Source organism: Serratia sp. CY81684 (genome assembly GCF_052166595.1).
Lineage (GTDB): Bacteria > Pseudomonadota > Gammaproteobacteria > Enterobacterales > Enterobacteriaceae > Serratia > Serratia nematodiphila.
In genome coordinates this window covers 78,360-100,905 of sequence record NZ_JBJNOO010000001.1, presented here as the reverse complement: position 1 = coordinate 100,905, position 22,546 = coordinate 78,360, and the positions used below count along the sequence as shown (strand labels likewise).

24 protein-coding genes are annotated in these 22,546 nt (G+C 60.3%); 11 read left to right on the top strand and 13 right to left on the bottom strand.

Annotation, left to right across the window (positions count from 1 at the left end; translation table 11 throughout):
- Nucleotides 1-9: 9 nt before the first annotated feature.
- Together cyoE and ACJ8QF_RS00515 are read left to right on the top strand one after the other, a co-directional pair.
- Complete coding sequence (gene cyoE, locus ACJ8QF_RS00520; protein ID WP_015376842.1) at nt 10-900, top strand: heme o synthase; 891 nt, start codon at nt 10-12, stop codon at nt 898-900.
- A 198-nt stretch (nt 901-1,098) separates the two neighbouring features.
- Nucleotides 1,099-2,463 (top strand): MFS transporter, encoded by a 1,365-nt coding sequence (locus tag ACJ8QF_RS00515; protein WP_076740506.1) that lies wholly within the window; start codon nt 1,099-1,101, stop codon nt 2,461-2,463.
- Between the two features lie 34 nt (nt 2,464-2,497).
- Here the strand turns inward: ACJ8QF_RS00515 and ACJ8QF_RS00510 are convergent, their stop codons facing one another.
- The gene (locus ACJ8QF_RS00510) at nt 2,498-2,989 is read right to left on the bottom strand and encodes a YajQ family cyclic di-GMP-binding protein (RefSeq protein ID WP_004940373.1); all 492 of its coding nucleotides are present in this window, start codon (nt 2,987-2,989) and stop codon (nt 2,498-2,500) included.
- Between the two features lie 182 nt (nt 2,990-3,171).
- Here ACJ8QF_RS00510 and panE point away from each other — a divergent pair, with 182 nt between their 5' ends.
- Both panE and yajL read left to right on the top strand, forming a co-directional pair.
- Complete coding sequence (panE, locus tag ACJ8QF_RS00505) at nt 3,172-4,083, top strand: 2-dehydropantoate 2-reductase (protein WP_004940375.1); 912 nt, start codon at nt 3,172-3,174, stop codon at nt 4,081-4,083.
- Complete coding sequence (yajL, locus tag ACJ8QF_RS00500) at nt 4,046-4,636, top strand: protein deglycase YajL (RefSeq protein WP_004940376.1); 591 nt, start codon at nt 4,046-4,048, stop codon at nt 4,634-4,636. The genes panE and yajL overlap by 38 nt, the downstream gene beginning before the upstream one ends.
- Before the next feature lie 66 nt (nt 4,637-4,702).
- On the opposite strand, the gene thiI is transcribed toward yajL, so the two are convergent.
- On the bottom strand, nt 4,703-6,151 hold the full coding sequence (gene thiI / locus ACJ8QF_RS00495; RefSeq protein ID WP_004940377.1) for a tRNA uracil 4-sulfurtransferase ThiI: 1,449 nt from the start codon (nt 6,149-6,151) through the stop codon (nt 4,703-4,705).
- Between the two features lie 160 nt (nt 6,152-6,311).
- On the opposite strand from thiI, the gene xseB reads away from it, so the two are divergent.
- The 4 genes from xseB to ACJ8QF_RS00475 all read left to right on the top strand — a co-directional run bounded on the left by xseB (nt 6,312) and on the right by ACJ8QF_RS00475 (nt 10,483).
- A complete protein-coding gene (xseB, locus tag ACJ8QF_RS00490) occupies nt 6,312-6,575 on the top strand; it encodes an exodeoxyribonuclease VII small subunit (protein WP_004940378.1) in 264 nt (87 codons plus the stop codon).
- Nucleotides 6,576-6,580: 5 nt separating this feature from the next.
- Nucleotides 6,581-7,501: a (2E,6E)-farnesyl diphosphate synthase gene (gene ispA / locus ACJ8QF_RS00485; protein WP_004940379.1), complete on the top strand. Its 921-nt coding sequence runs from the start codon at nt 6,581-6,583 to the stop codon at nt 7,499-7,501.
- Nucleotides 7,502-7,535: 34 nt separating this feature from the next.
- The gene (gene dxs / locus ACJ8QF_RS00480) at nt 7,536-9,401 is read left to right on the top strand and encodes a 1-deoxy-D-xylulose-5-phosphate synthase (protein ID WP_031300022.1); all 1,866 of its coding nucleotides are present in this window, start codon (nt 7,536-7,538) and stop codon (nt 9,399-9,401) included.
- Nucleotides 9,402-9,508: 107 nt separating this feature from the next.
- On the top strand, nt 9,509-10,483 hold the full coding sequence (locus ACJ8QF_RS00475; RefSeq protein WP_442537178.1) for an aldo/keto reductase: 975 nt from the start codon (nt 9,509-9,511) through the stop codon (nt 10,481-10,483).
- A gap of 33 nt (nt 10,484-10,516) precedes the next feature.
- Here ACJ8QF_RS00475 and pgpA read toward each other — a convergent pair whose 3' ends face one another.
- The 6 genes from pgpA to nrdR all read right to left on the bottom strand — a co-directional run bounded on the left by pgpA (nt 10,517) and on the right by nrdR (nt 14,632).
- A complete protein-coding gene (pgpA, locus tag ACJ8QF_RS00470; RefSeq protein WP_004940382.1) occupies nt 10,517-11,011 on the bottom strand; it encodes a phosphatidylglycerophosphatase A in 495 nt (164 codons plus the stop codon).
- Nucleotides 11,004-11,996, bottom strand: a complete 993-nt coding sequence (gene thiL, locus ACJ8QF_RS00465) for a thiamine-phosphate kinase (RefSeq protein ID WP_442537177.1) — start codon at nt 11,994-11,996, stop codon at nt 11,004-11,006. Before thiL ends, pgpA begins: the two co-directional genes overlap by 8 nt.
- Before the next feature lie 51 nt (nt 11,997-12,047).
- The gene (nusB, locus tag ACJ8QF_RS00460) at nt 12,048-12,464 is read right to left on the bottom strand and encodes a transcription antitermination factor NusB (protein WP_004940384.1); all 417 of its coding nucleotides are present in this window, start codon (nt 12,462-12,464) and stop codon (nt 12,048-12,050) included.
- 20 nt (nt 12,465-12,484) lie between these two features.
- On the bottom strand, nt 12,485-12,955 hold the full coding sequence (gene ribH, locus ACJ8QF_RS00455; RefSeq protein WP_004940385.1) for a 6,7-dimethyl-8-ribityllumazine synthase: 471 nt from the start codon (nt 12,953-12,955) through the stop codon (nt 12,485-12,487).
- A gap of 107 nt (nt 12,956-13,062) precedes the next feature.
- On the bottom strand, nt 13,063-14,172 hold the full coding sequence (gene ribD / locus ACJ8QF_RS00450) for a bifunctional diaminohydroxyphosphoribosylaminopyrimidine deaminase/5-amino-6-(5-phosphoribosylamino)uracil reductase RibD (protein ID WP_442537176.1): 1,110 nt from the start codon (nt 14,170-14,172) through the stop codon (nt 13,063-13,065).
- Nucleotides 14,173-14,182: 10 nt separating this feature from the next.
- Nucleotides 14,183-14,632, bottom strand: coding sequence for a transcriptional regulator NrdR (gene nrdR, locus ACJ8QF_RS00445; RefSeq protein ID WP_004940387.1), 450 nt, complete (start codon nt 14,630-14,632; stop codon nt 14,183-14,185).
- A 174-nt stretch (nt 14,633-14,806) separates the two neighbouring features.
- Between nrdR and ACJ8QF_RS00440 the strand changes: the two genes are divergently transcribed.
- Entirely contained in the window at nt 14,807-15,367 is a 561-nt protein-coding gene (locus tag ACJ8QF_RS00440) for a DUF3251 domain-containing protein (protein ID WP_442537175.1), read from the top strand.
- Nucleotides 15,368-15,432: 65 nt separating this feature from the next.
- Here the strand turns inward: ACJ8QF_RS00440 and secF are convergent, their stop codons facing one another.
- From secF to queA, 5 genes are all read right to left on the bottom strand, one after another.
- Complete coding sequence (secF, locus tag ACJ8QF_RS00435) at nt 15,433-16,401, bottom strand: protein translocase subunit SecF (RefSeq protein WP_004940389.1); 969 nt, start codon at nt 16,399-16,401, stop codon at nt 15,433-15,435.
- A 10-nt stretch (nt 16,402-16,411) separates the two neighbouring features.
- Complete coding sequence (gene secD, locus ACJ8QF_RS00430) at nt 16,412-18,259, bottom strand: protein translocase subunit SecD (protein ID WP_004940390.1); 1,848 nt, start codon at nt 18,257-18,259, stop codon at nt 16,412-16,414.
- Between the two features lie 24 nt (nt 18,260-18,283).
- Nucleotides 18,284-18,616 (bottom strand): preprotein translocase subunit YajC, encoded by a 333-nt coding sequence (gene yajC / locus ACJ8QF_RS00425; protein ID WP_004940391.1) that lies wholly within the window; start codon nt 18,614-18,616, stop codon nt 18,284-18,286.
- A gap of 33 nt (nt 18,617-18,649) precedes the next feature.
- Nucleotides 18,650-19,774, bottom strand: a complete 1,125-nt coding sequence (gene tgt / locus ACJ8QF_RS00420; RefSeq protein WP_004940392.1) for a tRNA guanosine(34) transglycosylase Tgt — start codon at nt 19,772-19,774, stop codon at nt 18,650-18,652.
- 72 nt (nt 19,775-19,846) lie between these two features.
- A complete protein-coding gene (queA, locus tag ACJ8QF_RS00415; protein ID WP_004940394.1) occupies nt 19,847-20,917 on the bottom strand; it encodes a tRNA preQ1(34) S-adenosylmethionine ribosyltransferase-isomerase QueA in 1,071 nt (356 codons plus the stop codon).
- Nucleotides 20,918-21,037: 120 nt separating this feature from the next.
- Between queA and ACJ8QF_RS00410 the strand changes: the two genes are divergently transcribed.
- Together ACJ8QF_RS00410 and ACJ8QF_RS00405 are read left to right on the top strand one after the other, a co-directional pair.
- Nucleotides 21,038-21,619 carry an ACP phosphodiesterase gene (locus ACJ8QF_RS00410; protein ID WP_004940396.1) on the top strand — a complete coding sequence of 194 codons (582 nt, stop codon included), beginning with the start codon at nt 21,038-21,040 and terminating at the stop codon, nt 21,617-21,619.
- Between the two features lie 229 nt (nt 21,620-21,848).
- The gene (locus ACJ8QF_RS00405) at nt 21,849-22,451 is read left to right on the top strand and encodes a peroxiredoxin C (RefSeq protein WP_004940403.1); all 603 of its coding nucleotides are present in this window, start codon (nt 21,849-21,851) and stop codon (nt 22,449-22,451) included.
- Nucleotides 22,452-22,546: the final 95 nt, after the last annotated feature.

The window sequence follows — 22,546 nt, the reverse complement described above, 5'->3', positions numbered from 1 at the left end:
CTGCACGTGATGATTAAGCAATACCTGCAAGTCACTAAACCAGGAATTATTTTCGGCAATTTAATTTCTGTCGTTGGGGGATTCCTGCTCGCTTCCAAAGGGAGCATCGACTATCCCCTGTTTCTCGCCACCCTGGTGGGTGTCTCGTTGGTGGTCGCGTCGGGCTGTGTGTTTAACAACTACATCGACCGCGATATCGACAAGAAAATGGAGAGAACGAAGAATCGGGTGCTGGTAAAAGGCCTGATCGCGCCGAGTGTCACCCTGGTTTATGCGACCGTGTTGGGTATTGCGGGCTTCGCGTTGCTGTATATCGCGGCCAACCCGCTGGCCATGTGGCTGGCGGTGATGGGCTTCGTGGTTTATGTCGGCGTTTACAGCCTGTACATGAAACGCCATTCGGTCTACGGCACGCTGATCGGCAGCTTGTCGGGCGCCGCGCCGCCGGTTATCGGCTACTGCGCGGTGACCAACGAGTTCGACGCCGGCGCGTTGATCCTGCTGGCTATCTTTAGCCTGTGGCAGATGCCGCATTCTTATGCGATCGCTATCTTCCGCTTTAAAGATTACCAGGCGGCCAACATTCCGGTGCTGCCGGTGGTGAAAGGCATTTCCGTCGCCAAGAACCACATCACGGTCTACATCCTGGCATTTATGATCGCCACGCTGATGCTGACCCTGGTAGGTTATGCCGGCTACAAGTACCTGATCGTCGCTGCGGCGGTGAGCGTATGGTGGCTGGGCATGGCGCTGCGCGGTTACAAGACCGAAAACGACAGCGTCTGGGCGCGCAAACTGTTCGTGTTCTCCATCGTCGCCATCACCTCGCTGAGCGTGATGATGTCGATCGACTTCAGCGCCACGGCGGCGCCTGAAGCGCTGGTGACCTACGTTTGGTAAGCCAAATCATCTGTGAATGGGCCGCTTTTGCGGCCCATTTTATTTGTCACGCCGAAAAGCGGCCAAACTGTAATATCTGTTAAACAACATTCGATTTACCCCCCCTGCCCCGCACACTAAAATGACGCAGCTTTACAGAAATCATGCCATCAGGCGCTGTCTCAACGTCTGATGGCATGGTTTTTACCGAGGTTTGATGTGAACGATAATTCAATGACCCCGCAGGAGCGTCGCGCCACCTGGGGATTGGGCACCGTATTTTCCCTGCGCATGCTCGGCATGTTTATGGTATTGCCGGTGCTGACCACCTACGGCATGGCGCTCAACGGCGCCAGCGAAGCGCTGATCGGCATCGCCATCGGCATCTACGGCCTGGCGCAGGCGGTGTTTCAGATCCCGTTCGGCCTGGTGTCCGATCGCATCGGCCGTAAGCCGCTGATCGTCGGCGGCCTGCTGATCTTTGCCCTCGGCAGCGTGATCGCCGCCGCGACCGACTCTATCTGGGGCGTGATCCTCGGCCGCGCGTTGCAAGGCTCCGGCGCGATCGCCGCCGCGGTAATGGCGCTGCTCTCCGATCTGACCCGTGAGCAGAACCGCACCAAAGCGATGGCGTTCATCGGCGTCAGCTTCGGCATCACCTTCGCCATCGCCATGGTGTTGGGCCCTATAATTACCCACGCCTTCGGCCTGCACGCGCTGTTCTGGATGATCGCCGTGCTGGCGCTGGCTGGCATCGTCATCACATTGGCGGTAGTGCCTTCCGCCGATACCCATCTGCTGAACCGCGAGTCCAGCATCGTGCGCGGCAGTTTCCGCAAAGTGCTGAGCAACTCGCGCCTGCTGAAGCTCAACTTCGGCATCATGTGTCTGCATATCCTGCTGATGTCGAGCTTCGTGGCGCTGCCGCTGGCGATGGAGAAAGCCGGGCTGGCGGCCAGCGAACACTGGATCGTCTACCTGGTGACCATGCTGGTGTCGTTCGCCGCCGTGGTGCCGTTCATCATCTATGCCGAAAAATATCGCCGCATGAAGCAGGTGTTTATGGGCTGCGTGGCGGTGCTGTTTTGCGCCGAAGTGCTGCTGTGGCTCTCCGGCGCGCACCTGTGGGGCATCATCGCCGGCGTGCAGCTGTTCTTCATGGCCTTCAACGTGATGGAAGCCATTCTGCCTTCGCTGATCAGCAAAGAATCACCGGCCGGCTATAAGGGCACCGCGATGGGAGTCTACTCCACCAGCCAGTTTATCGGCGTGGCGATCGGCGGCAGCCTCGGCGGCTGGCTGTACGGTTTGCAGGGGGCAGGCTTGGTGTTTATCGCCGGCGCGGTATTGGCCGCCGTTTGGTTCCTGGTCAGCAGCACCATGAAAGAGCCGCCGTATGTCAGCAGCCTGCGCATTACGCTGTCTGAACTGGCGGTGAAGGATTCGGCGCTGGAAAGCCGTCTGAGGGCGCAGCCCGGCGTGGCCGAGGCGATCGTGGTGCCGGAAGAGCGCAGCGCCTACGTCAAGGTGGACACCAAGCAGACCAATCGCGGTCAGTTGGAAGCGCTGGTCAATTCGCTGTAAAGAAACGGGGCCGGCAATGCCGGCCCCGTCGAGATTAATCGCGGAAGTTCTTGAACTGGAACGGCTGCCCCAGATCGCCGCCGCGCACCAGCGCCATCACGCTCTGCAAATCGTCGCGTGACTTGCCGGTCACCCGCACTTCTTCGCCCTGGATCTGCGCCTGCACCTTCAGCTTGCTGTCTTTGATCAGCTTGACGATTTTCTTCGCTACAGAGGTTTCAATCCCCTGCTTCAGCTTGGCTTCCACGCTGTAGGTTTTACCGCTGTGGGTAAACTCTTCCGGGATCTCCAGCGCGGCGCCGTCGATGCTGCGCTTGCTCAGCTTTTCGCGCAGAATGTCGAGCAGCTGTTGCACCTGGAAATCAGACTCGGTGGCAACCTTGATGCTTTGATTCTTCTCGTTTAGCTCAAAGCTGGCCGGCACGTTGCGAAAATCCCAGCGGGTGCCGAGATCGCGGGTGGCGTTCTCAACGGCGTTACGCACTTCCTGCATATCAATTTCGGAAACGATGTCGAAAGATGGCATACTTCTTCCTCCTGAATGAGTGCCTAATAGCTTAGGCGATTTTGATGCCGAGCATGATAACCGCTTTGCCGCTTCAGACAAAATCTGCTGAACGCACGCAGGGATAGCGCTTCAGGCTGCCATAAAGCCTATAGTTAGATCACGGTAATTGAGCGGTATTCCCGTGTTTCCAAGGAGACTGAATGAAAATAACCATTCTTGGTTGCGGCGCGCTCGGACAACTGTGGCTCTCCCGGCTGTATCAGCAGGGCCACGATGTACAGGGATGGCTAAGAGTGCCGCAGCCTTTTTGCGCCGTGAACGTGATCGAGCCGGAAGGCGTCTCGTTTAATCGCAATTTGCCCACCAACGATCCTGAGCACCTCGCGCAGAGCGAGCTGCTGCTGGTGACGCTGAAAGCCTGGCAGGTCTCCAGCGCGGTCAGTGCGCTGCTGCCGAAGCTGAATCCTCAGTGCGCCATTTTGCTGTTGCATAACGGCATGGGTACCCAGGAGGAGCTGCCGCAAAACGGCCAGCCCATCCTGCAGGGCACCACCACTCACGCCGCGCGCCACGAAGGCAGCACCATTATTCACGTCGCCACCGGCATCACCCACATCGGCCCCACCTCACCGGCCGCCCAGCATCTCAGCCACTTGGCGGAAGTGCTGCATCAGGCGCTGCCCGACGTTGCCTGGCACAACAACATCGCCTCGGCCAACTGGCGCAAGCTGGCGGTCAACTGCGTGATCAACCCGCTGACGGCGCTGTACGGCTGCCGCAACGGCGATCTGCAGCGCTACCCGGAGCAGATCGAAACGCTGTGTCGTGAAGTCGCCAGCGTGATGGCGATGGAGGGCTACCACACCTCCTGCGAAGGCCTGATGCAATATGTGATGGACGTGATCCACAGCACCGCCGACAACGTTTCGTCGATGCTGCAGGATATCCGCAGCCAGCGGCATACCGAGATCGACTACATCACCGGCTACCTGCTGCGCCGCGCGCGCAGTCACGGCCTCACGCTGCCGGAGAATGCGCGGCTGTTTGAATTGATTAAACGAAAGGAAAATGAATATGAGCGTATCGGCGCTGGTTTGCCTGGCACCTGGTAGCGAAGAAACCGAAGCCGTCACCACCATCGATCTGCTGGTGCGGGCGGGCGTAAAAGTCACCACCGCCAGCGTTGCCGGCGACGGCGAGTTGACTATCGTCTGTTCGCGCGGCGTCAAGCTGCTGGCCGACGCGCCGCTGGTGGCGATCGTCGATGAGCCTTTCGACGCCATCGTGCTGCCCGGCGGCCTAAAAGGCGCAGAATGCTTCCGCGATAGCCCGCTGCTGGTGGAAAAAGTGCGGCAGATGCACCTGCAGGGGAATATCGTCGCCGCCATCTGTGCGGCGCCGGCGCTGGTGCTGCAGCACCACGATCTGTTCCCGGTCGGCAACATGACCGGTTTCCCGGGCCTGAAAGACCAGATACCGGCGGAAAAATGGATGGAGCGCCGCGTGGTGTACGACGCACGCGTCAAGCTGCTCACCAGCCAGGGGCCGGGCACCGCGATGGAGTTCGCGCTGAAGCTGATCGATCTGCTGCTCGGCAAGGCCAAAGCGGCGGAGATCGCCGCGCAGCTGGTGCTGATCCCTGGGATGTACGATTTCCGCGACTGAGCGGCTTGCCGATAAAAAAAGGGCTGAACACCGGTTCAGCCCCTCTCGTTTACGCCGCTGCCTGCGTTACGGGCGATAAACCTTCACGTTGCTGAAGCCCTGCTCCAGCAGGTACAGCGCCTGCAGGCGGCTCATTACGCCGCGCTCGCAGTACAGCAGATAGGTTTTGCTCTGATCCAGATCGCCGAACTGAGTGCTCAGCTTGTAAAACGGCAGCGCTTTCACTTCAACCTGTTCCAGCTGCAGCGGCTTCTCTTCCTGCTCGTCGTTGGAGCGGATATCCAGGATCACCTCGTCGGCGCCGAAGGCTGCGACGGTTTCCACCTCGGTCACCTGCTCCTGCGCCTGCTCGGCGATGGAGCGAATATCGACGTTCTTCGCTTCGCTCACCACCCGATCGAGAATGCTGAAATCGAAGTGGCTCTCTTCCTCTTCGATCTTGGCCTTGACGGCTTTCACCGTCGGGCTCTTCGAAATCACGCCGCAATATTCCGGCATGGTTTTGGCGAAGTCTTCGGTGCCGATTTCGCGCGCCAGCTTGATGATGTGCTCTTTATCGTGCGAAATCAGCGGACGCAGGATCAGGGTGTCGGACGCGTTATCGATCAGGCGCAGGTTGGTCAGCGTCTGGCTGGACACCTGCCCCAGCGCTTCACCGGTCACCAGCGCCTGCACGCCGTAGCGTTCGGCCACTTGCGAAGCGGCGCGCACCATCATGCGCTTGAGCACCACGCCCATCTGGCCGTCGTCGACTTTCTCCAGGATCTCCCCCACCACCGGCTCGAAGTCGATGGCGACGAAGCGCACCTTGTGCGAACTGGCGAAACGGTTCCACAGATAGTGCGCCACCTGCTTCACGCCAATCTCGTGCGCGGCGCCGCCCAGGTTGAAGAAGCAGAAGTGCACGCGGCAGCCGCGACGCATCAGCATATAGCTGGACACGCCCGAGTCGAAGCCGCCGGAAATCAGCGACATCACGTCTTCCTGGGTGCCGACCGGATAACCGCCGATGCCTTCAAGACGGCGTTTGACCAGCATCAGCTTGTCGTCTTCAATCTCCAGGTTTACCGTGACCTGCGGGCGGGTCAGGTTAACGCGCGCGCTCTCGATATGCTGGTTCAGGCCGCCGCCGACGTAACGCTCCACGTCCTGCGAATTGAACGCCTGCTTGCCGCGACGCTTGACGCGCACGCAGAAGGTTTTGCCTTCCAGCTGGGCGCGGTAGGCTTCCAGCGTCTGCTCGAAGATGTGGTGGATATCGGTATAAGCGCGATCTTCCACTTCCAGAATATGGTGGATGCCGGGAATGCGCGTCAGCGCGTCGGCGATGATCGGCCGCTGGTTTTCATCTTTGGCGCGAACTTCGATATGATCCCAGTGACGGACGACCGCCAGCGTTTCATCATACTGCTTCAGGACGTTGCGAATATTGGTCGAGAGAATCTTGATAAAGCGCAAGCGCACAGATTGGCTCTTGATGGTGATTTCCGGGAACAATTTAATGATAAACTTCATGGCGGTCTTTGTTGTCAGATAAGAATTACGGCGCGGAGTATATCACCATATCGCCGTGCTCTGCGCACAAAACCACACATGAGCGCCATGATTTGCTAATCAAGATCCGCTAGGATAGGCTCTGGCGCCACGGTTCACATGATGACGTAAAAAGAAAATTATGCCGAAAAAACCAGCACAATCAGCCAGTACAGAGCAAACAACCAGCTTTGAAAGCGCCCTCGGCGAGCTGGAAAGCATCGTGACGCGTCTGGAGTCGGGCGAACTGCCGCTGGAAGACGCGCTGAACGAATTCGAACGCGGCGTGCAGCTGGCGCGCCAAGGCCAGCAGAAACTGCAACAGGCGGAACAGCGTGTGCAGATACTTCTTAACGACAGCGCCGACGATGCGGCGCTGGCGCCTTTCACACCGGATGCCGAGTAACCGACATGTCTGAGATCGCCCCATCGGCCGCTTTTGCCGATCAACTGCAGATTTTCCGCCAGCGCGCCGATCGCGCGCTGCTGGACTTCATCGCCCCGCTGCCGTTCAACGACGGCAACATGGTGGCGGCGATGCGTCACGGCGCCTTGCTGGGCGGCAAGCGTCTGCGTCCGTTCCTGGTGTACACCACCGGCCAGATGTTCGGCGTGTCGCTGAGCAACCTGGACGCGCCGGCGGCGGCGGTGGAATGCATCCACGCCTACTCGCTGATCCATGACGATCTGCCGGCGATGGACGACGACGATCTGCGCCGTGGCCAGCCGACCTGTCACATTAAATTCGGCGAAGCCAACGCGATCCTGGCCGGCGATGCGCTGCAAACGCTGGCGTTTTCTATCCTGGCCGATGCCGAAATGCCCGACGTGGCGCTGCGCGATCGGCTGGCGATGGTTTCCGAACTGGCGAGCGCCAGCGGCGTAGCCGGCATGTGCGGCGGCCAATCGCTGGATCTGGAAGCCGAAGGCAAGCACGTCGACCTGCAGGCGCTGGAGCAGATCCACCGCCACAAAACCGGCGCGCTGATCCGCGCGGCGGTGCGCCTGGGCGCGCTGAGCGCCGGCGAAGCCGGGCGAGCGGCGCTGCCGCAGCTGGATCGTTACGCCGCTGCGGTTGGCCTGGCGTTCCAGGTGCAGGATGACATTTTGGACGTTGTCGGCGAGACTGAAAAGATCGGCAAGCGCCAGGGCGCGGACCAGCAACACGGAAAGAGTACCTACCCGGCGTTACTCGGGCTTGACAGCGCGAAAGCAAAAGCGTGGGATCTCTATCAGGAAGCATTAGCTGCATTAGACACTTTGGCAGCGCAATCTTATAACACAGCGCCATTGCGAGCGTTAGCCAGCTTCATTATTGAACGCGACAATTAACGTGTGACGTTAACTCCTCTGATATGAGTATCGAATGAGTCTTGATATAGCCAAATACCCAACCCTGGCGCTAGCGGAAAACCCCGAGGAACTCCGCTCACTGCCCAAAGAGAGCTTGCCGAAGCTGTGCGATGAGCTGCGGCAATACCTGCTGAACAGCGTCAGTCGCTCCAGCGGCCACTTTGCCTCCGGGCTGGGTACCGTCGAACTGACGGTGGCGTTGCATTTCGTCTACAACACGCCGTTCGATCATCTGGTGTGGGACGTCGGCCACCAGGCCTACCCGCACAAAATCCTGACCGGCCGCCGCGACCGGATCGCCACTATCCGGCAAAAGAACGGGTTGCACCCCTTCCCGTGGCGCGCCGAAAGCGAATACGACGTGCTGTCGGTCGGCCATTCGTCAACCTCGATCAGCGCCGGCCTCGGCATGGCGGTGGCGGCAGAGCGTGAAGGCAAAGGCCGCCGTACGGTGTGCGTGATCGGCGATGGCGCCATCACCGCCGGCATGGCGTTCGAAGCGATGAACCACGCCGGCGACATCAATCCGGACATGCTGGTGGTGCTGAACGACAACGAGATGTCGATCTCGGAAAACGTCGGCGCGCTGAACAACCATCTGGCACAGCTGCTGTCCGGCAAGCTTTACTCCACCCTGCGCGAAGGCGGCAAAAAAGTGCTGGCCGGCGTGCCGCCGATCAAGGAGCTGGTGAAACGCACCGAAGAGCACCTGAAAGGCATGGTGGTGCCGGGTACGCTGTTCGAAGAGCTGGGCTTCAACTACATCGGCCCGGTAGACGGGCACGACGTACAGGGGTTGGTCGCCACGTTGAAAAACATGCGCGATCTGAAAGGCCCGCAGCTGTTGCACATCATGACCAAGAAAGGCCGCGGTTACGCGCCGGCGGAGAAGGATCCGATCAGCTTCCACGCGGTGCCGAAGTTCGATCCCGCCAGCGGCACGCTGCCGAAAAGCGCCGGCGGTCTGCCGACCTATTCGAAAATCTTCGGCGACTGGCTGTGTGAAACCGCCGCCAAAGACAGCTCGCTGATGGCAATCACGCCGGCGATGCGCGAAGGCTCCGGCATGGTGCAGTTCTCTCGCGACTATCCGCAGCAATATTTCGATGTGGCGATCGCCGAGCAGCACGCGGTCACCTTCGCCGCCGGGCTGGCGATCGGCGGCTACAAGCCGGTGGTGGCGATCTACTCCACCTTCCTGCAACGCGCCTACGATCAGTTGATCCATGACGTGGCGATCCAAAACCTGCCGGTGATGTTCGCCATCGATCGCGGCGGCATCGTCGGCGCCGACGGCCAGACCCACCAGGGGGCGTTCGATCTGTCGTTCATGCGCTGCATCCCGACCATGGTGATCATGACGCCGAGCGACGAAAACGAATGCCGCCAGATGCTGTATACCGGCTATCACTATAACGACGGCCCGAGCGCCGTGCGCTATCCGCGCGGCACCGGCACCGGCGCGGCGCTGGAGCCGCTCAGCCTGCTGCCGATCGGCAAAGGCGTGGTGCGCCGCCAGGGGGAAAAGATCGCCATTCTCAACTTCGGCACCCTGCTGCCGGAGGCCGCGCAAGCGGCGGAAGCGCTCAACGCCACGCTGGTCGACATGCGCTTCGTCAAGCCGCTGGACGAGCAGCTGGTGCTCGAACTGGCCGCCAGCCATGAAACGCTGGTCACGCTGGAAGAGAACGCCATCATGGGCGGCGCCGGCAGCGGCGTCAACGAACTGCTGATGGCCAAACGCCGTCCGGTGCCGGTGCTGAACCTCGGCCTGCCGGACAGCTTCGTCTCACAGGGCACCCAGGAAGAACTGCGCGCCGATCTGGGGCTGGACGCCGCCGGCATTCAGCGCCAAATCGAAACCTGGCTGGCGCAGTAATCGCCGCCCGCGCCTGATAAAACGCCTCCGCCTTCGGGGGTGTTTTCGTTTCCGCCCTCCGGGATCCGCGCTACAGTTACTGTCTGAGCTGTGAATGGGAGGCAAGCATGAAGTACCTGAAACTGGGCAACACCGATCTGAACGTCTCGCGCATCTGCCTGGGTTGCATGACCTACGGCGAACCGAGCCGCGGCAATCACGCCTGGACGCTGCCGGAAGAGAGCAGCCGCCCGCTGCTGAAACAGGCGCTGGAAGCCGGCATCAACTTTTTCGACACCGCCAACAGCTATTCCGACGGCAGCAGCGAGGAGATCCTCGGCCGGGCGCTGCGCGACTATGCACGCCGCGAGGACGTCGTTATCGCCACCAAGGTCTATTTCCCGCTGAGCAATCTGAAGCGCGGTTTGTCGCGCGCCAACATCATGCAGTCCATCGACGACAGCCTGCGGCGCCTGGGCACTGACTATGTCGATTTGCTGCAAATCCACCGCTGGGATTACGAAACGCCGCTGGAAGAGACGCTGGAAGCGCTGCACGAGGTGGTGAAAGCCGGTAAGGCGCGTTACATCGGCGCCTCTTCCATATACGCCTGGCAGTTCGCCAAGGCGCTGTATACCGCCGATCTGCACGGCTGGACGCGCTTCGTCAGCATGCAGGATCAATACAACCTGATCCAGCGCGAAGAAGAGCGCGAGATGCACCCGCTGTGCGCCGCCGAAGGCATCGCCGTACTGCCGTGGAGCCCGCTGGCGCGCGGCCGCCTGACCCGCCCCTGGGGCGAAACCACCGCGCGGCTGGTTTCCGACCAGTTCGGCAAAAGCCTGTACGAGGAAACTGAAGGCATCGACGCCATCATCGCCGAACGCGTCGCCAGCCTCGCCGAAGAACGCGGCGTTTCACGCGCGCAGATCGCGCTGGCCTGGCTGCTGAACAAGCCGGCGGTCAGCGCGCCGATCGTTGGCGCGTCACGCAGCGAGCAGTTGGACGACGCCATCGCCGCGGTCGATTTGAGTCTGTCGCCGCAAGAGGTGGCGGAACTGGAGACGGCTTACGTGCCGCATCGGGTGACGGGATTTGAATAAAGGGAAGCGGGCGCGAAACGCCGCGCCCGTCTGTCAGAACAGCCCGATCGGCCAGTGGTGGCCAATCAGGTAGATGATACCGGCAGACAGCACGCCGGCGATGATATCGTCGACCATGATGCCCATGCCGCCATGCACGTTGCGGTCGAACCAGCGGATCGGCCACGGCTTCCACATATCCAGAATGCGGAAGATGACGAAACCGGCGGCGACCCAGCGCCAGTCGTTGACCGGCAGCGCCATCAGCGTGATCCACATGCCGACGAACTCATCCCAGACGATGCTGCCGTGATCGTGCACCTTCATGTCTTTTGCCGTGCGGTGGCAAATATAGACACCGATACAGATGCTGAACATCACCGCCAGCGAGTAGAGCTGCCACGGCAGCTGGATCAGCAGCAGCCAGAACGGGATCGCCGCCAGCGATCCCATGGTGCCCGGCATCACCGGCGACAAACCGCTGCCAAAACCGGTGGCCAGCAGGTGCCACGGATTGCTCATCCGCAGCCGACGCTTGGCTTCATCCATGAGTGCCCGGCTCCGCATTGAAATGATCGAACCCGGCCCAGTCCAGCTCTACCGCTTCGTCGTTGCGATAATAGCGGATGCCTTCAGACAGCGGACCAATTTGGCCGATGCAGGTGTAGTCGGCGCCGAGGTGGCTCAGCGCCACTTCCAGCGCGCCGCGGTTGATCTCCGGCACGGTGAAGCACAGCTCGTAATCTTCGCCACCCGCCAGCGCCCAACGCAGCGCCTGCTCGGCATCCGCGTGGCTGCTCAGCGCCTGCGACATCGGCAGCTCGTCCAGCACGATGCGTGCGCCACAGTCGCTGGCCTTCAGGATGTGTTTCAGATCGGAAATCAGGCCGTCGGAGATGTCGATCGCCGAGCTGGCCAGATCGCGCAGCGCCTGCCCCTGCAGCACCCGCGGCTGCGGTCGCAGATGGCGAGCGATCAGGTAATCGCGCGCCGCCGTATCCGTCACCGCCAGACGATCCTGCAGGATCGCCAGACCGGCGGCGCTGTCGCCCAGCGTGCCGGTCACGTAGATCCAGTCGCCGATACGCGCGCCGCTGCGGGTTAACGCCCGGCCGGCCGGGATCAACCCCTGAATGGTCAAGGTCATGCTCAGCGGGCCGCGCGTGGTATCACCGCCGATCAGCTGCATGCCGTAATAGTTGAGCTGATCAAACAGGCTGTCGCTGAAGGCCTTCAGCCAGGGCTCGTTCACCTCCGGCAGCGTCAGGGCCAGCGAGAGCCACGCCGGATCGGCGCCCATCGCCGCCAGATCGCTCAGATTGACCGCCAGTGCTTTGTAACCAAGATCGGCCGGATCGATGTCCGGCAAGAAGTGCACGCCCGCCACCAACGTATCGGTACTGACGGCCACCAGCTGTTTTTCCGGCACTGCCAGCAGTGCGCAGTCATCTCCAATGCCCAACTGTACATCCCGGCGCACGCGCTTAAACCGGTCAAAATAGCGGGCAATGAGGTCAAATTCGCCGCATGCCATATCGATATTCCACGAGAAGAAATTAAGGCCGGGAATGCCGGCCTTAATGTTTTACTTTTTCTTGCGAAGGGTTGGCGCCACTTTATCCAGCACCCCGTTCACAAACTTGTGGCTGTCTTCCGCGCCGAAGGTTTTCGCCAGCTCGATCGCTTCGTTGATCGCCACCTTGTAAGGGACATCCTCGCGCATTTTCAGTTCAAACAGCGCGACGCGCAGCACTGCGCGCTCCACCTGGCCCAGCTCTTCGAGCTGACGCGACAGGTATGGCGCCATCAGTTCGTCCAGCATACCTGCATTCACTGCCGCGCCGGACAGCAACTCGCGAAAATAGGCGACGTCAACATCTTTGACATCCTGCTCCGTCAGGAACTGGTGTTCAACATCGGCAAGGTCGTTTTTAGACAACTGCCAAGAGTAAAGCGCTTGAACAGCGCACTCACGAGCGCGGCGACGAGCAGCAGGTTTCACGGAATTCCCCTTAACTAAATTCAGGCTTTAATAGCTTTGATAACATTAATCATTTCAAGTGCGGTCAACGCGGCTTCAGCGCCCTTGTTGCCCGCTTTGGTGCCGGCGCGTTCGATCGCCTGTTCGATGCTTTCGGTGGTCAGCACGCCAAAGGCAACCGGGATTTCGGCATTCATCGCAACGTTGCCGATGCCGGAGCTGGCTTCGCCCGCCACATATTCGAAGTGCGCGGTGCCCCCACGGATAACGGTGCCCAGCGCGATAACCGCGTCGTACTTGCCGGTTTTGGCCAATACGCTCGCCGTCAGCGGCAGCTCGTAAGCGCCCGGGACCCAGACAACGGTGATGTTGTCGTCAGCAACCTGACCAATGCGTTTCAGCGCGTCGATGGCGCCTTCCAGCAGGCTGTCGTTGATGAAATTGTTAAAACGTGCAATTGCGATCGCCACACGGGCATTTGGAGTAGCAACAACACCTTCGATAACTTTCATGGGCTTTCCTTAAAAATGGGTTCAATACCCCGCAGGGGGGCGGATTCTATCATATTCTTTCATCGCCTGCGCGGCGCTTTTGTAAAACCGGCGCGCGGGCGCGAGATTCAGTGTTTCGCCCGCAGGCGCAAACGCAGATCGGGGCCGACCTGGCGCACGTCGCTAAAAACGAATTCCGGTGCGTCGGCCAACCGCTCCAGGCCCGGCAAATGACACAGGCCGCGGCCATTATCGCCCAACAGTTTTGGCGCGATGTACAAAATGAGCTCATCCACCAGGCCGGCCTGCAGCAGCGCGCCGGCCAGCGATGCGCCCGCCTCCACCCAGATTGAATTCACCTGGCGCTTGGCCAACAGCATCATCATCACCACCAGATCGACGCCGCCGCCGTGCGCCGGGCAGATAAACTGCTCAACGTCTTGCGGCCAGGCCAGTTCATCCGCCTGCAGGCGCGCCAGCCAGGTGGCGCCCGGCTGCTGCACCACGCGGTGCTGCGGGGTAATGCGGTTTTGGCTGTCGAGCAGGATGCGCAGCGGCTGACGCAGATTTTCGCGCGGATAGAGGCGCTGGGTCTCGGCATCCAGCTCATCCCAACGCACCGTCAGCGACGGATCGTCCGCCAGCACGGTGGCGCTGGTGCTGAGGATCGCGGCGCTCTGCGCGCGCAGGCGCTGCACGTCCTGACGCGCTTCGGGTGAGGTGATCCACTGGCTCTCGCCGGAGGCCATCGCCGTGCGCCCGTCCAGCGACGCGCCCAGCTTCAGTTGCACATAGGGGAAACCGGTGCGCATGCGTTTGAGGAAGCCCAGGTTGACCGCTTCGGCCTCGGCCAGCATCAGGCCATGACGTACTTCGACGCCGGCTTGCTGCAGCTTGTACAAGCCGCGCCCCGCCACCTGAGGATTGGGATCTTGCATCGCCGCGACCACCCGCGTCACGCCGGCGGCCACCAGCGCATCGGCACAGGGCGGCGTGCGGCCGTGATGGCTGCACGGCTCGAGCGTCACATAGGCGGTGGCGCCGCGCGCCTTGTCGCCCGCCATGCGCAGCGCATGCACTTCCGCGTGCGGCTCGCCGGCGCGCAGATGATAGCCTTCACCGACAATTTCGCCGTCGCGCACGATAACGCAGCCGACGTTCGGATTGGGCGCGGTGGTAAAACGCCCCAGCCGCGCCAGCTCGAAGGCGCGCGCCATGTAAAATTCGTCGTGATGCATGAAAGATCCTTTAGTCTTGCAGGCGGGCGATCTCTTCGCCGAACTCGCGCACGTCCTCGAAGCTGCGGTATACCGACGCAAAGCGAATGTAGGCCACCTTATCCAGCTTTTTCAACGCGTCCATCACCAGGTTGCCCACCAGTTTGGTCGGCACTTCGCGTTCGCCGGTGGCGCGCAGTTGGGATTTGATATGATTAAGGGCGTTTTCCACGTCGTCCGAGCTTACCGGGCGCTTTTCCAGCGCTTTCAGCATGCCGCGGCGCAGTTTGTCTTCGTTGAACGGCTCGCGCACCTCATCGCTTTTAATCACTCGCGGCATTACCAGCTCGGCCACCTCGAAGGTGGTGAAGCGTTCATTGCACACCAGACACTGGCGGCGGCGGCGCACTTGCGAACCGTCCCCCACCAGGCGGGAATCAATGACTTTGGTATCAACGGCGGCGCAGAAAGGGCAATGCATAACACGTCCTGATAAACGTTTTTATAGATAAATGCAGTTTACCCCGAAGTGCAGCCACAACAAAGGGCGGCGGCCATTTGTTGCGACACGCAGCCGGGAAGCGGCGCCGATATGACTTTCCCCTCCGGGCGGACTAAGCTGATAACAGGAGATTCAGCATAGGAAATCGCCGTCATGACAACCTGTTACCCCAAAATCGCCCTGCTCGCCGCCGCCGTGTTGCTGGCAGGCTGCGCGCACAACCCCGCCGTCCCTCAACTGCGCCATCAGGTCGCCGCGCTGAACCAGAAAGTGAGCGTGCTGACCGATCAAACCACCGCGCTGGAGCGGCAAAATCTGCTCAATCAGCACTCCGACAACGGCGTCTACCTGCTGCCGGCGGCCCGAAGCGCCGCCCGTTTGCAGAGCGGCATCGGCGAGCTGAGCGTTTCGCTGAGCCACATCAAGAGCGAAGCCAACGGCACGCAGGCGCAGCTGCATGTGCGCACCCTCTCACAGGCCACGCTGCCGCCGTTCAACGCGGTGGTGGAGTGGGGCCAACTGGACGACGCCACCGGGCGGCCGTTGACCGCCGAGGCGCTGTCGCAACCGATCGCCAGCGCCGACTCGCTGCTGCCGAAACCCGGCCAGGACTTTGAGCTGCGCTTCAGCGGCCTGACGCCGGAACAATTGGGCTACATCCGTCTGCACAGCCTGGTTTCGACCGCCCAACCGGCGGTGGTGCAGCAACACTGAAAACTCGAGGCAAAAAAAAGGAGCGCCGGCGGCGCTCCTTCTCATTTCGCTGAATACTGCGGCGGTTAAGGCAGAATCGAAGGCTGATCCGCGCCCTCTTTTTCCACTTTTTGCTGCAGCATGTGCTCGCGTTTCATCCCCAGTTTCAACGCCAGCGCGGACGCGACGTAGATGGAGGAGACGGTACCGATCGACACGCCGATCAACATCGCCAGCGAGAAGCCTTGCAGCATCGCGCCACCGAAGATGTACAGCATCAGCACCACCATCAGGGTAGTACCGGAAGTCATCAGCGTACGGCTCAGCGTCTGGGTCAACGACACGTTCATGATCTCGTAAGGCGTGCCGCGGCGGATCTTGCGGAAGTTCTCACGAATACGGTCGGAAACCACGATGCTGTCGTTCAGCGAGTAACCGATAACCGACATCAGGGACGCGACGATGGTCAGGTCAATCTCGATGTGGAACAGCGACAGCACGCCCAGCGTAATGATCACGTCGTGCGCCAGCGCGATAACCGCCCCCAGCGCCAGGCGCCATTCGAAGCGGAAACCAACGTAGATCAGGATACAGATCAACGCCACCAGCAGCGCCATGCCGCCGGTTTGCGCCAGTTCGCTGCCCACGCTCGGGCCGACGAACTCGATACGCTTCACGGTGGCGTTTTTATCCACCGAGTCGTTGATCACGCCGATCACCTTGTTGCCCAGTTCCTGGCCTGCGGTGCCGGTCGCCGGTGGCATGCGCACCATCACGTCGCGGCTGCTGCCAAAGTTCTGGATGATCGGATCCTGGAACCCGGCCTTCTCCAGCGTATCGCGCATCAGGTCGAGGTTAGCCGGCTTCTCCAGGTTGATTTCAATCACCGTACCGCCGGTGAAATCCAGACCCCAGTTAAACCCGCGCACCGACATGGTGACAATCGACGCGACCAACAGCAGCAACGAGATGCCGAAGGCCAAATAGTCCCAGCGCATAAAGTCGTAGACTTTACGGCCGTAGTTGAGTTGCTCAACAGTATAATCCTGTGCCACAACGCACTCCTCAGATAGACAGCTTGTTAATGCGTTTGCCGCCGTAAAGCAGGTTGACGATGGCACGGGTACCGACAATCGCGGTGAACATGGACGTCGCCACACCGATAGCGGTGGTGATCGCAAAGCCTTTGATCGAACCGGTGCCCACTGCGTACAGGATGACCGCGGTGATCAGGGTGGTGATGTTGGCGTCGACGATACTGGAGAACGCGCCTTTATAGCCCTCATGGATCGCCTGCTGAACGGACCGGCCGTTCTTCAGCTCTTCCTTGATACGTTCGTTAATCAGTACGTTGGCGTCAACCGCCACCGCCAGCGTCAACACGATCCCGGCAATGCCCGGCATGGTCAGCGTCGCCCCCGGTAACAGGGACATCACGCCGACGATCAGCACCAGGTTGGCGACCAGCGCCGTGGTGGCGATCACGCCGAACTTACGGTACCAGACCACCATGAAGACGATGGACGCCACCAGGCCCCACAGACAGGCTTCCAGACCTTGAGTAATGTTCTGCTGACCCAGGGTTGGACCGATGGTGCGCTCTTCAACGATCTGAATCGGCGCGATCAGCGCACCCGCACGCAGCAGCAGCGAAAGCTGACGCGCTTCGTTCGGGTTGCCGATGCCGGTGATGCGGAAGCTGTTGCCCAGACGCGACTGAATGTTCGCCACGTTGATCACTTCTTCCTGTTTCACCAGCACCGCACGGCCGTTGGCGTCTTTCTTGCCGCTGTCCTTATACTCCACGAACAGGGTCGCCATCGGCTTGCCGATGTTGTCCTTGGTGAAGTTGGACATCGACGTGCCGCCGGCGCTGTCCAGCGAGATGTTAACCTGCGGCTGGTTGTATTCGTCGGTGCTCGAAGTGGAGTCGGTGATGTGGTCACCGGTCAGGATCACGCGCTTGTACAGCACGATCGGCTGGCCGTCACGGGTGTATTTCACCTCGGAGTCGCCCGGCACGCGGCCATTGGCCGCCGCAGTGGCATCCGCATTGGTGTTCACCAGACGGAACTCCAGGGTCGCGGTGGCGCCCAGAATTTCTTTGGCGCGCGCGGTGTCCTGAATGCCCGGCAGCTCAACCACGATGCGGTCGGCGCCCTGGCGCTGCACCAGCGGTTCGGCGACGCCGAGCTGGTTGACGCGGTTACGCAGGATAGTGATGTTCTGCTGTACGGCGTATTCGCGCGCTTCGCTCAGACGGGCGTCCGTCAGGTTGGCTTTCATGGTGTTGGCGCCATTGGCGGACAGCACCAGATCGCGCTGACGCGGGCCGATGTAGCTGATGGCCTGGTCACGGGCCGCATCGTCGCGGAAGCGAACTTCCACGCCGTTGTTGTCCAGCTTGCGGATAGACGCGTAAGGAATGCCCTTCTCACGCAGCTCGCTGCGCAGGGTATCCATGGTCTGTTCCTGCAGCTTGCTCAACGCGGTGTCCATGTCCACTTCCATCAGGAAGTGCACGCCGCCGCGCAGGTCCAGGCCGAGTTTCATCGGCTCTGCGCCCAGCATGGCCAGCCAGGTCGGCGTGGCCGGCGCCAGGTTCAGCGCCACGACGAATTTGTCACCCAGCTCGGTCACCAGCGCTTCGCGGGCGCGCAGCTGAACGTCAGGATCTTTAAAGCGAGCCAGGATGGCGCCATTTTCCAGCGCAATCGACTTGCTCGCGATGTTGTCTTTTTCTAATACGGTACGGACCTGGTCCAGCGTAGTTTCACTGGCGGCGACGCCGCGCGCGCCAGTGATTTGTACGGCCGGATCCTCACCGTAGATGTTGGGAAGCGCATAAAGCAGACCGACGAGGATCACGACGATCAACATCAGATACTTCCACAAAGGATAACGGTTTAGCACGGCAATTCCCTTCGGGAAAAAAGATTACAGGGCCTTCATGGTACCTTTCGGCAGAACGGCCGCCACGAAGTCACGCTTGATCATCACTTCCGTGGTGTCGTTCAGCGCGATGGCGATGATGCCGGTGTCGGCCACTTTGGTCACGCGACCGATCAGGCCGCCGGTGGTCAGCACTTCGTCGCCTTTACCGATGGAGTCCATCAGCTTCTTGTGATCTTTCGCGCGTTTCTGCTGTGGGCGCAGGATCATGAAGTAGAAGATCAGGCCGAACACCACCAGCATAATGATCAGAGAGTACGGGCTTCCCTGAGCCGGAGCCCCTGCGGATGCGACGGCGTCAGAAATGAAAAAGCTCATTGAAATTCCCTCATTAAGTTATCAATTATTAGATCAAGCGTTTAAAGGCGGAATCGGCTTGCCGATCCGACCATAGAAATCCGCAACAAACTGCTCTAATTTACCCTCTTCGATAGCCTGGCGTAAACCCGCCATCAGGCGCTGGTAGTGACGCAGGTTATGAATCGTGTTCAGTCGAGCACCCAATATTTCGTTGCAACGGTCGAGATGGTGCAAGTAGGCGCGGCTGTAATGGCGACAAGTGTAGCAATCACAGTCCTTATCCAGCGGAGAAGTATCATCCTTGTGCTTGGCATTACGGATTTTTACCACACCGTCAGTCACGAACAAATGGCCGTTGCGGGCGTTGCGGGTCGGCATGACGCAGTCGAACATGTCGATGCCGCGGCGCACGCCTTCCACCAAATCTTCCGGCTTGCCGACGCCCATCAAATAGCGTGGCTTATCTTCCGGAATTTGCGGGCAAACGTGTTCAAGAATGCGATGCATATCCTCTTTCGGCTCGCCTACAGCCAAGCCGCCCACAGCGTACCCGTCAAAGCCGATATCCACCAGCCCTTTGACGGAAACATCACGTAAATCTTCGTAAACGCCGCCCTGAATGATGCCGAACAGCGCATTTTTATTTTCCAGTTCGTCGAAACGCTTGCGGCTGCGCTCCGCCCAGCGCAGCGACATTTCCATCGAACGCTTGGCGTAGTCCCAGTCGGCCGGGTACGGCGTGCATTCGTCGAAGATCATCACGATGTCGGAGCCCAGGTCATACTGGATTTCCATCGATTTTTCCGGGCTCAGGAACACCTTGTCGCCGTTGATCGGGTTGCGGAAGTACACGCCTTCCTCTTTGATCTTGCGCATCGCCCCCAGGCTGAACACCTGGAAACCGCCGGAGTCGGTGAGGATCGGGCCCGGCCACTGCATGAAATCGTGCAGATCGCCGTGCAGCTTCATGATCTCCTGGCCAGGGCGCAGCCACAGGTGGAAGGTGTTGCCCAGCAGGATCTGCGCGCCGGTTTCTTTCACTTCTTCCGGCGTCATGCCCTTGACCGTGCCGTAGGTGCCGACCGGCATAAAGGCCGGGGTTTCCACCACGCCGCGGTCGAAAATCAGGCGGCCGCGGCGAGCGCGGCCATCGGTAGTTTGTAGTTCGTACTTCACAAAGCCTCCAGCATCAGAGAAACAGTCTGATGTCGTTGAAACGGGGCCGCGCCGTGCGCGCAGCCCGGGAATTTAGCCGCCGACGGACTCGTTTTCCGCCTGCGGATTACGGCTGATGAACATCGCATCGCCGTAGCTGAAAAAGCGATACTGCTCGGCCACCGCCTGCTGATAGGCGTTCATGGTATTTTTATAGCCGGCGAAGGCCGACACCAGCATGATCAGGGTGGATTCCGGCAGGTGGAAGTTGGTCACCAGCGCGTCGATCACCTGGTAGTGATAGCCCGGATAGATAAAGATGCTGGTGTCGCCGAAGAACGGCGCAATCAGCGCCTCTTTGCTGGCCGCCGCGGCGCTTTCCAGCGAACGCACCGAGGTGGTACCCACCGCCACCACGCGCTTGCCGCGCGCTTTGCAGGCCAGCACCGCATCCACGACCTCCTGTGGCACCTCGGCGTATTCGGCGTGCATCACGTGATCTTCGATGGTTTCCACGCGCACAGGCTGGAAGGTGCCGGCGCCGACGTGCAGCGTCACGAACGCCATTTCCACGCCCTTGGCGCGCAGCGCCGCCAACAGCGGTTCGTCGAAGTGCAGGCCGGCGGTCGGCGCGGCGACCGCGCCCGGCTTCTCGCTGTAGACCGTCTGATACAGCTCGCGGTCCGCGTCTTCATCCGGGCGAGCGATATACGGCGGCAGCGGCATATGGCCGGCGGCGTTGAGGATAGTGAACACGTCGCGCTCGTCGTTGAAGCGCAGCTCGAACAGCGTCTCGTGGCGCGCCACCATGGTGGCGGCGATGCTCTCGTCATCCCCCAGCAGCAGCTCAGCGCCCGGCTTCGGCGCTTTCGACGCGCGCACGTGCGCCAGCACGCGATGGTCGTCCAGCACGCGCTCCACCAGCACTTCAATCTTGCCGCCGCTGACCTTGCGGCCGAACATGCGCGCCGGGATCACGCGGGTATTGTTGAACACCAGCAGATCGCCGGCCTCCAGCTTGTCCAGCAGATCGGTGAATACGCCATGCGTCAGCGCCCCGCTCGGCCCGTCCAGCTGCAGCAGGCGGCATGCGCTGCGCTCGGCCTGGGGATAATGGGCAATCAGGGATTCGGGAAGTTCAAACGAAAAATCAGCGACGCGCATGGGTATTCACTTCTTCAATTTAGGACTGGTTGGTAAAAAACAGGCGGCCTAGTCTAAAGCCGGGGGCGGTCAGCGGCAAGAAATAAGGAGGATTTGCCTGACTTCAGGTATAGTTGAGGGATGAATTTTCTCGCTCATCTTCACCTGGCCATGCTGGCGGACAGCTCGCTGCTGGGCAACCTGCTGGCCGACTTCGTGCGCGGCAACCCCGCCGCCGACTACCAGCCCGACGTGGTGGCCGGCATCATGATGCACCGCCGCGTCGACGTGTTGACCGACAGCCTGCCGCAGGTCAAAACCAGCCGCGACTATTTCAGCGCCCCCTACCGCCGCGTGGCGCCGATTACCCTCGACGTGGTGTGGGACCATTTTCTGGCGCGCCACTGGCAGCAGCTGGAGCCCTCGCGCGATCTGCACCAGTTCACCCAGGAAGCCCGCAGCCAGATCGAACCTTACCTGCCGCTCACGCCGCCGCGTTTTCAGAACCTGAACGGCTATCTGTGGCCGGAGCGCTGGCTGGAACGCTACGCCGAATTGCCGTTCATCGCCCGGGTGCTGCAGGGCATGGCCAGCCGCCGCCCGCGCCTCGAAGCGCTGGCCGGCTCGTTCGCCGACGTCGAACAACATTATCATCAGCTTGAAACACAATTCTGGCAGTTTTATCCGCAAATGATGCGGCAGGCGAAGGAAAAAACGCTCTGAGGTCAAGCCCAAGCGTTTGAAATTGCAGCGCCTTGCAAGAATTTACGTTTTGCCGCTTGCCCTTTTGTGGGAAAAGGTTATTTTTAAAGCTCGATAAATTATATCAACGACTTTGATAGGTGAAAGCTATCTCATCGATTGGTCTTTTACCCTTTATTCACCAAGTCACGGCCCCTATACTGGTCCTTGTTTTTACATCCACCCTTTAACACCTATTACAGGAGTAATTATGGTCCTGGTAACTCGTCAAGCCCCTGACTTCACTGCAGCTGCCGTACTGGGTAGCGGCGAAATCGTTGAAAACTTCAACCTGAAGAAGCACCTGAACGGCAAACCAGCCGTGCTGTTCTTCTGGCCAATGGACTTCACCTTCGTATGCCCTTCCGAGCTGATCGCTTTCGATCACCGCTATGAAGAGTTCCAGAAGCGTGGCGTTGAAGTGGTTGGCGTTTCCTTCGACTCAGAATTCGTTCACAACGCATGGCGTAAAACCCCTGTCGACAAAGGCGGCATCGGTGAAGTGAAATACGCAATGGTTGCTGACGTTAAGCGTGAAATCCAGAAAGCTTACGGCATCGAACACCCGGAAGCCGGCGTTGCGCTGCGCGGCTCCTTCCTGATCGACAAAGACGGCATCGTGCGTGCTCAGGTGGTTAACGACCTGCCAATCGGCCGTAACATCGATGAAATGATCCGTACCGTTGACGCGCTGCAATTCCACGAAGAGCACGGTGAAGTGTGCCCGGCTCAGTGGGAAAAAGGCAAAGCAGGTATGGGCGCTTCCCCAGACGGCGTAGCAAAATACCTGTCTGAAAACGCTGCCAAGCTGTAATTTCAGCCTGATAGTGAATCAACCGGCCCACGGGCCGGTTTTTTTGTGCCCCTTTTTAGGGCAATATGCCCGCCTTCAGTGCTTTATTTCCCTGT

Bases quoted from the DNA above. Each gene is read 5' to 3' on its own strand.
- cyoE (WP_015376842.1), top strand. From the start codon at position 10: ATGATTAAGCAATACCTGCAAGTCACTAAACCAGGAATTATTTTCGGC.
- ACJ8QF_RS00510 (WP_004940373.1), bottom strand. From the start codon at position 2,989: ATGCCATCTTTCGACATCGTTTCCGAAATTGATATGCAGGAAGTGCGT.
- panE (WP_004940375.1), top strand. From the start codon at position 3,172: ATGAAAATAACCATTCTTGGTTGCGGCGCGCTCGGACAACTGTGGCTC.
- yajL (WP_004940376.1), top strand. From the start codon at position 4,046: ATGAGCGTATCGGCGCTGGTTTGCCTGGCACCTGGTAGCGAAGAAACC.
- thiI (WP_004940377.1), bottom strand. From the start codon at position 6,151: ATGAAGTTTATCATTAAATTGTTCCCGGAAATCACCATCAAGAGCCAA.
- xseB (WP_004940378.1), top strand. From the start codon at position 6,312: ATGCCGAAAAAACCAGCACAATCAGCCAGTACAGAGCAAACAACCAGC.
- ispA (WP_004940379.1), top strand. From the start codon at position 6,581: ATGTCTGAGATCGCCCCATCGGCCGCTTTTGCCGATCAACTGCAGATT.
- dxs (WP_031300022.1), top strand. From the start codon at position 7,536: ATGAGTCTTGATATAGCCAAATACCCAACCCTGGCGCTAGCGGAAAAC.
- ACJ8QF_RS00475 (WP_442537178.1), top strand. From the start codon at position 9,509: ATGAAGTACCTGAAACTGGGCAACACCGATCTGAACGTCTCGCGCATC.
- pgpA (WP_004940382.1), bottom strand. From the start codon at position 11,011: ATGGATGAAGCCAAGCGTCGGCTGCGGATGAGCAATCCGTGGCACCTG.
- thiL (WP_442537177.1), bottom strand. From the start codon at position 11,996: ATGGCATGCGGCGAATTTGACCTCATTGCCCGCTATTTTGACCGGTTT.
- ribH (WP_004940385.1), bottom strand. From the start codon at position 12,955: ATGAAAGTTATCGAAGGTGTTGTTGCTACTCCAAATGCCCGTGTGGCG.
- ribD (WP_442537176.1), bottom strand. From the start codon at position 14,172: ATGCATCACGACGAATTTTACATGGCGCGCGCCTTCGAGCTGGCGCGG.
- nrdR (WP_004940387.1), bottom strand. From the start codon at position 14,632: ATGCATTGCCCTTTCTGCGCCGCCGTTGATACCAAAGTCATTGATTCC.
- ACJ8QF_RS00440 (WP_442537175.1), top strand. From the start codon at position 14,807: ATGACAACCTGTTACCCCAAAATCGCCCTGCTCGCCGCCGCCGTGTTG.
- yajC (WP_004940391.1), bottom strand. From the start codon at position 18,616: ATGAGCTTTTTCATTTCTGACGCCGTCGCATCCGCAGGGGCTCCGGCT.
- queA (WP_004940394.1), bottom strand. From the start codon at position 20,917: ATGCGCGTCGCTGATTTTTCGTTTGAACTTCCCGAATCCCTGATTGCC.
- ACJ8QF_RS00410 (WP_004940396.1), top strand. From the start codon at position 21,038: ATGAATTTTCTCGCTCATCTTCACCTGGCCATGCTGGCGGACAGCTCG.
- ACJ8QF_RS00405 (WP_004940403.1), top strand. From the start codon at position 21,849: ATGGTCCTGGTAACTCGTCAAGCCCCTGACTTCACTGCAGCTGCCGTA.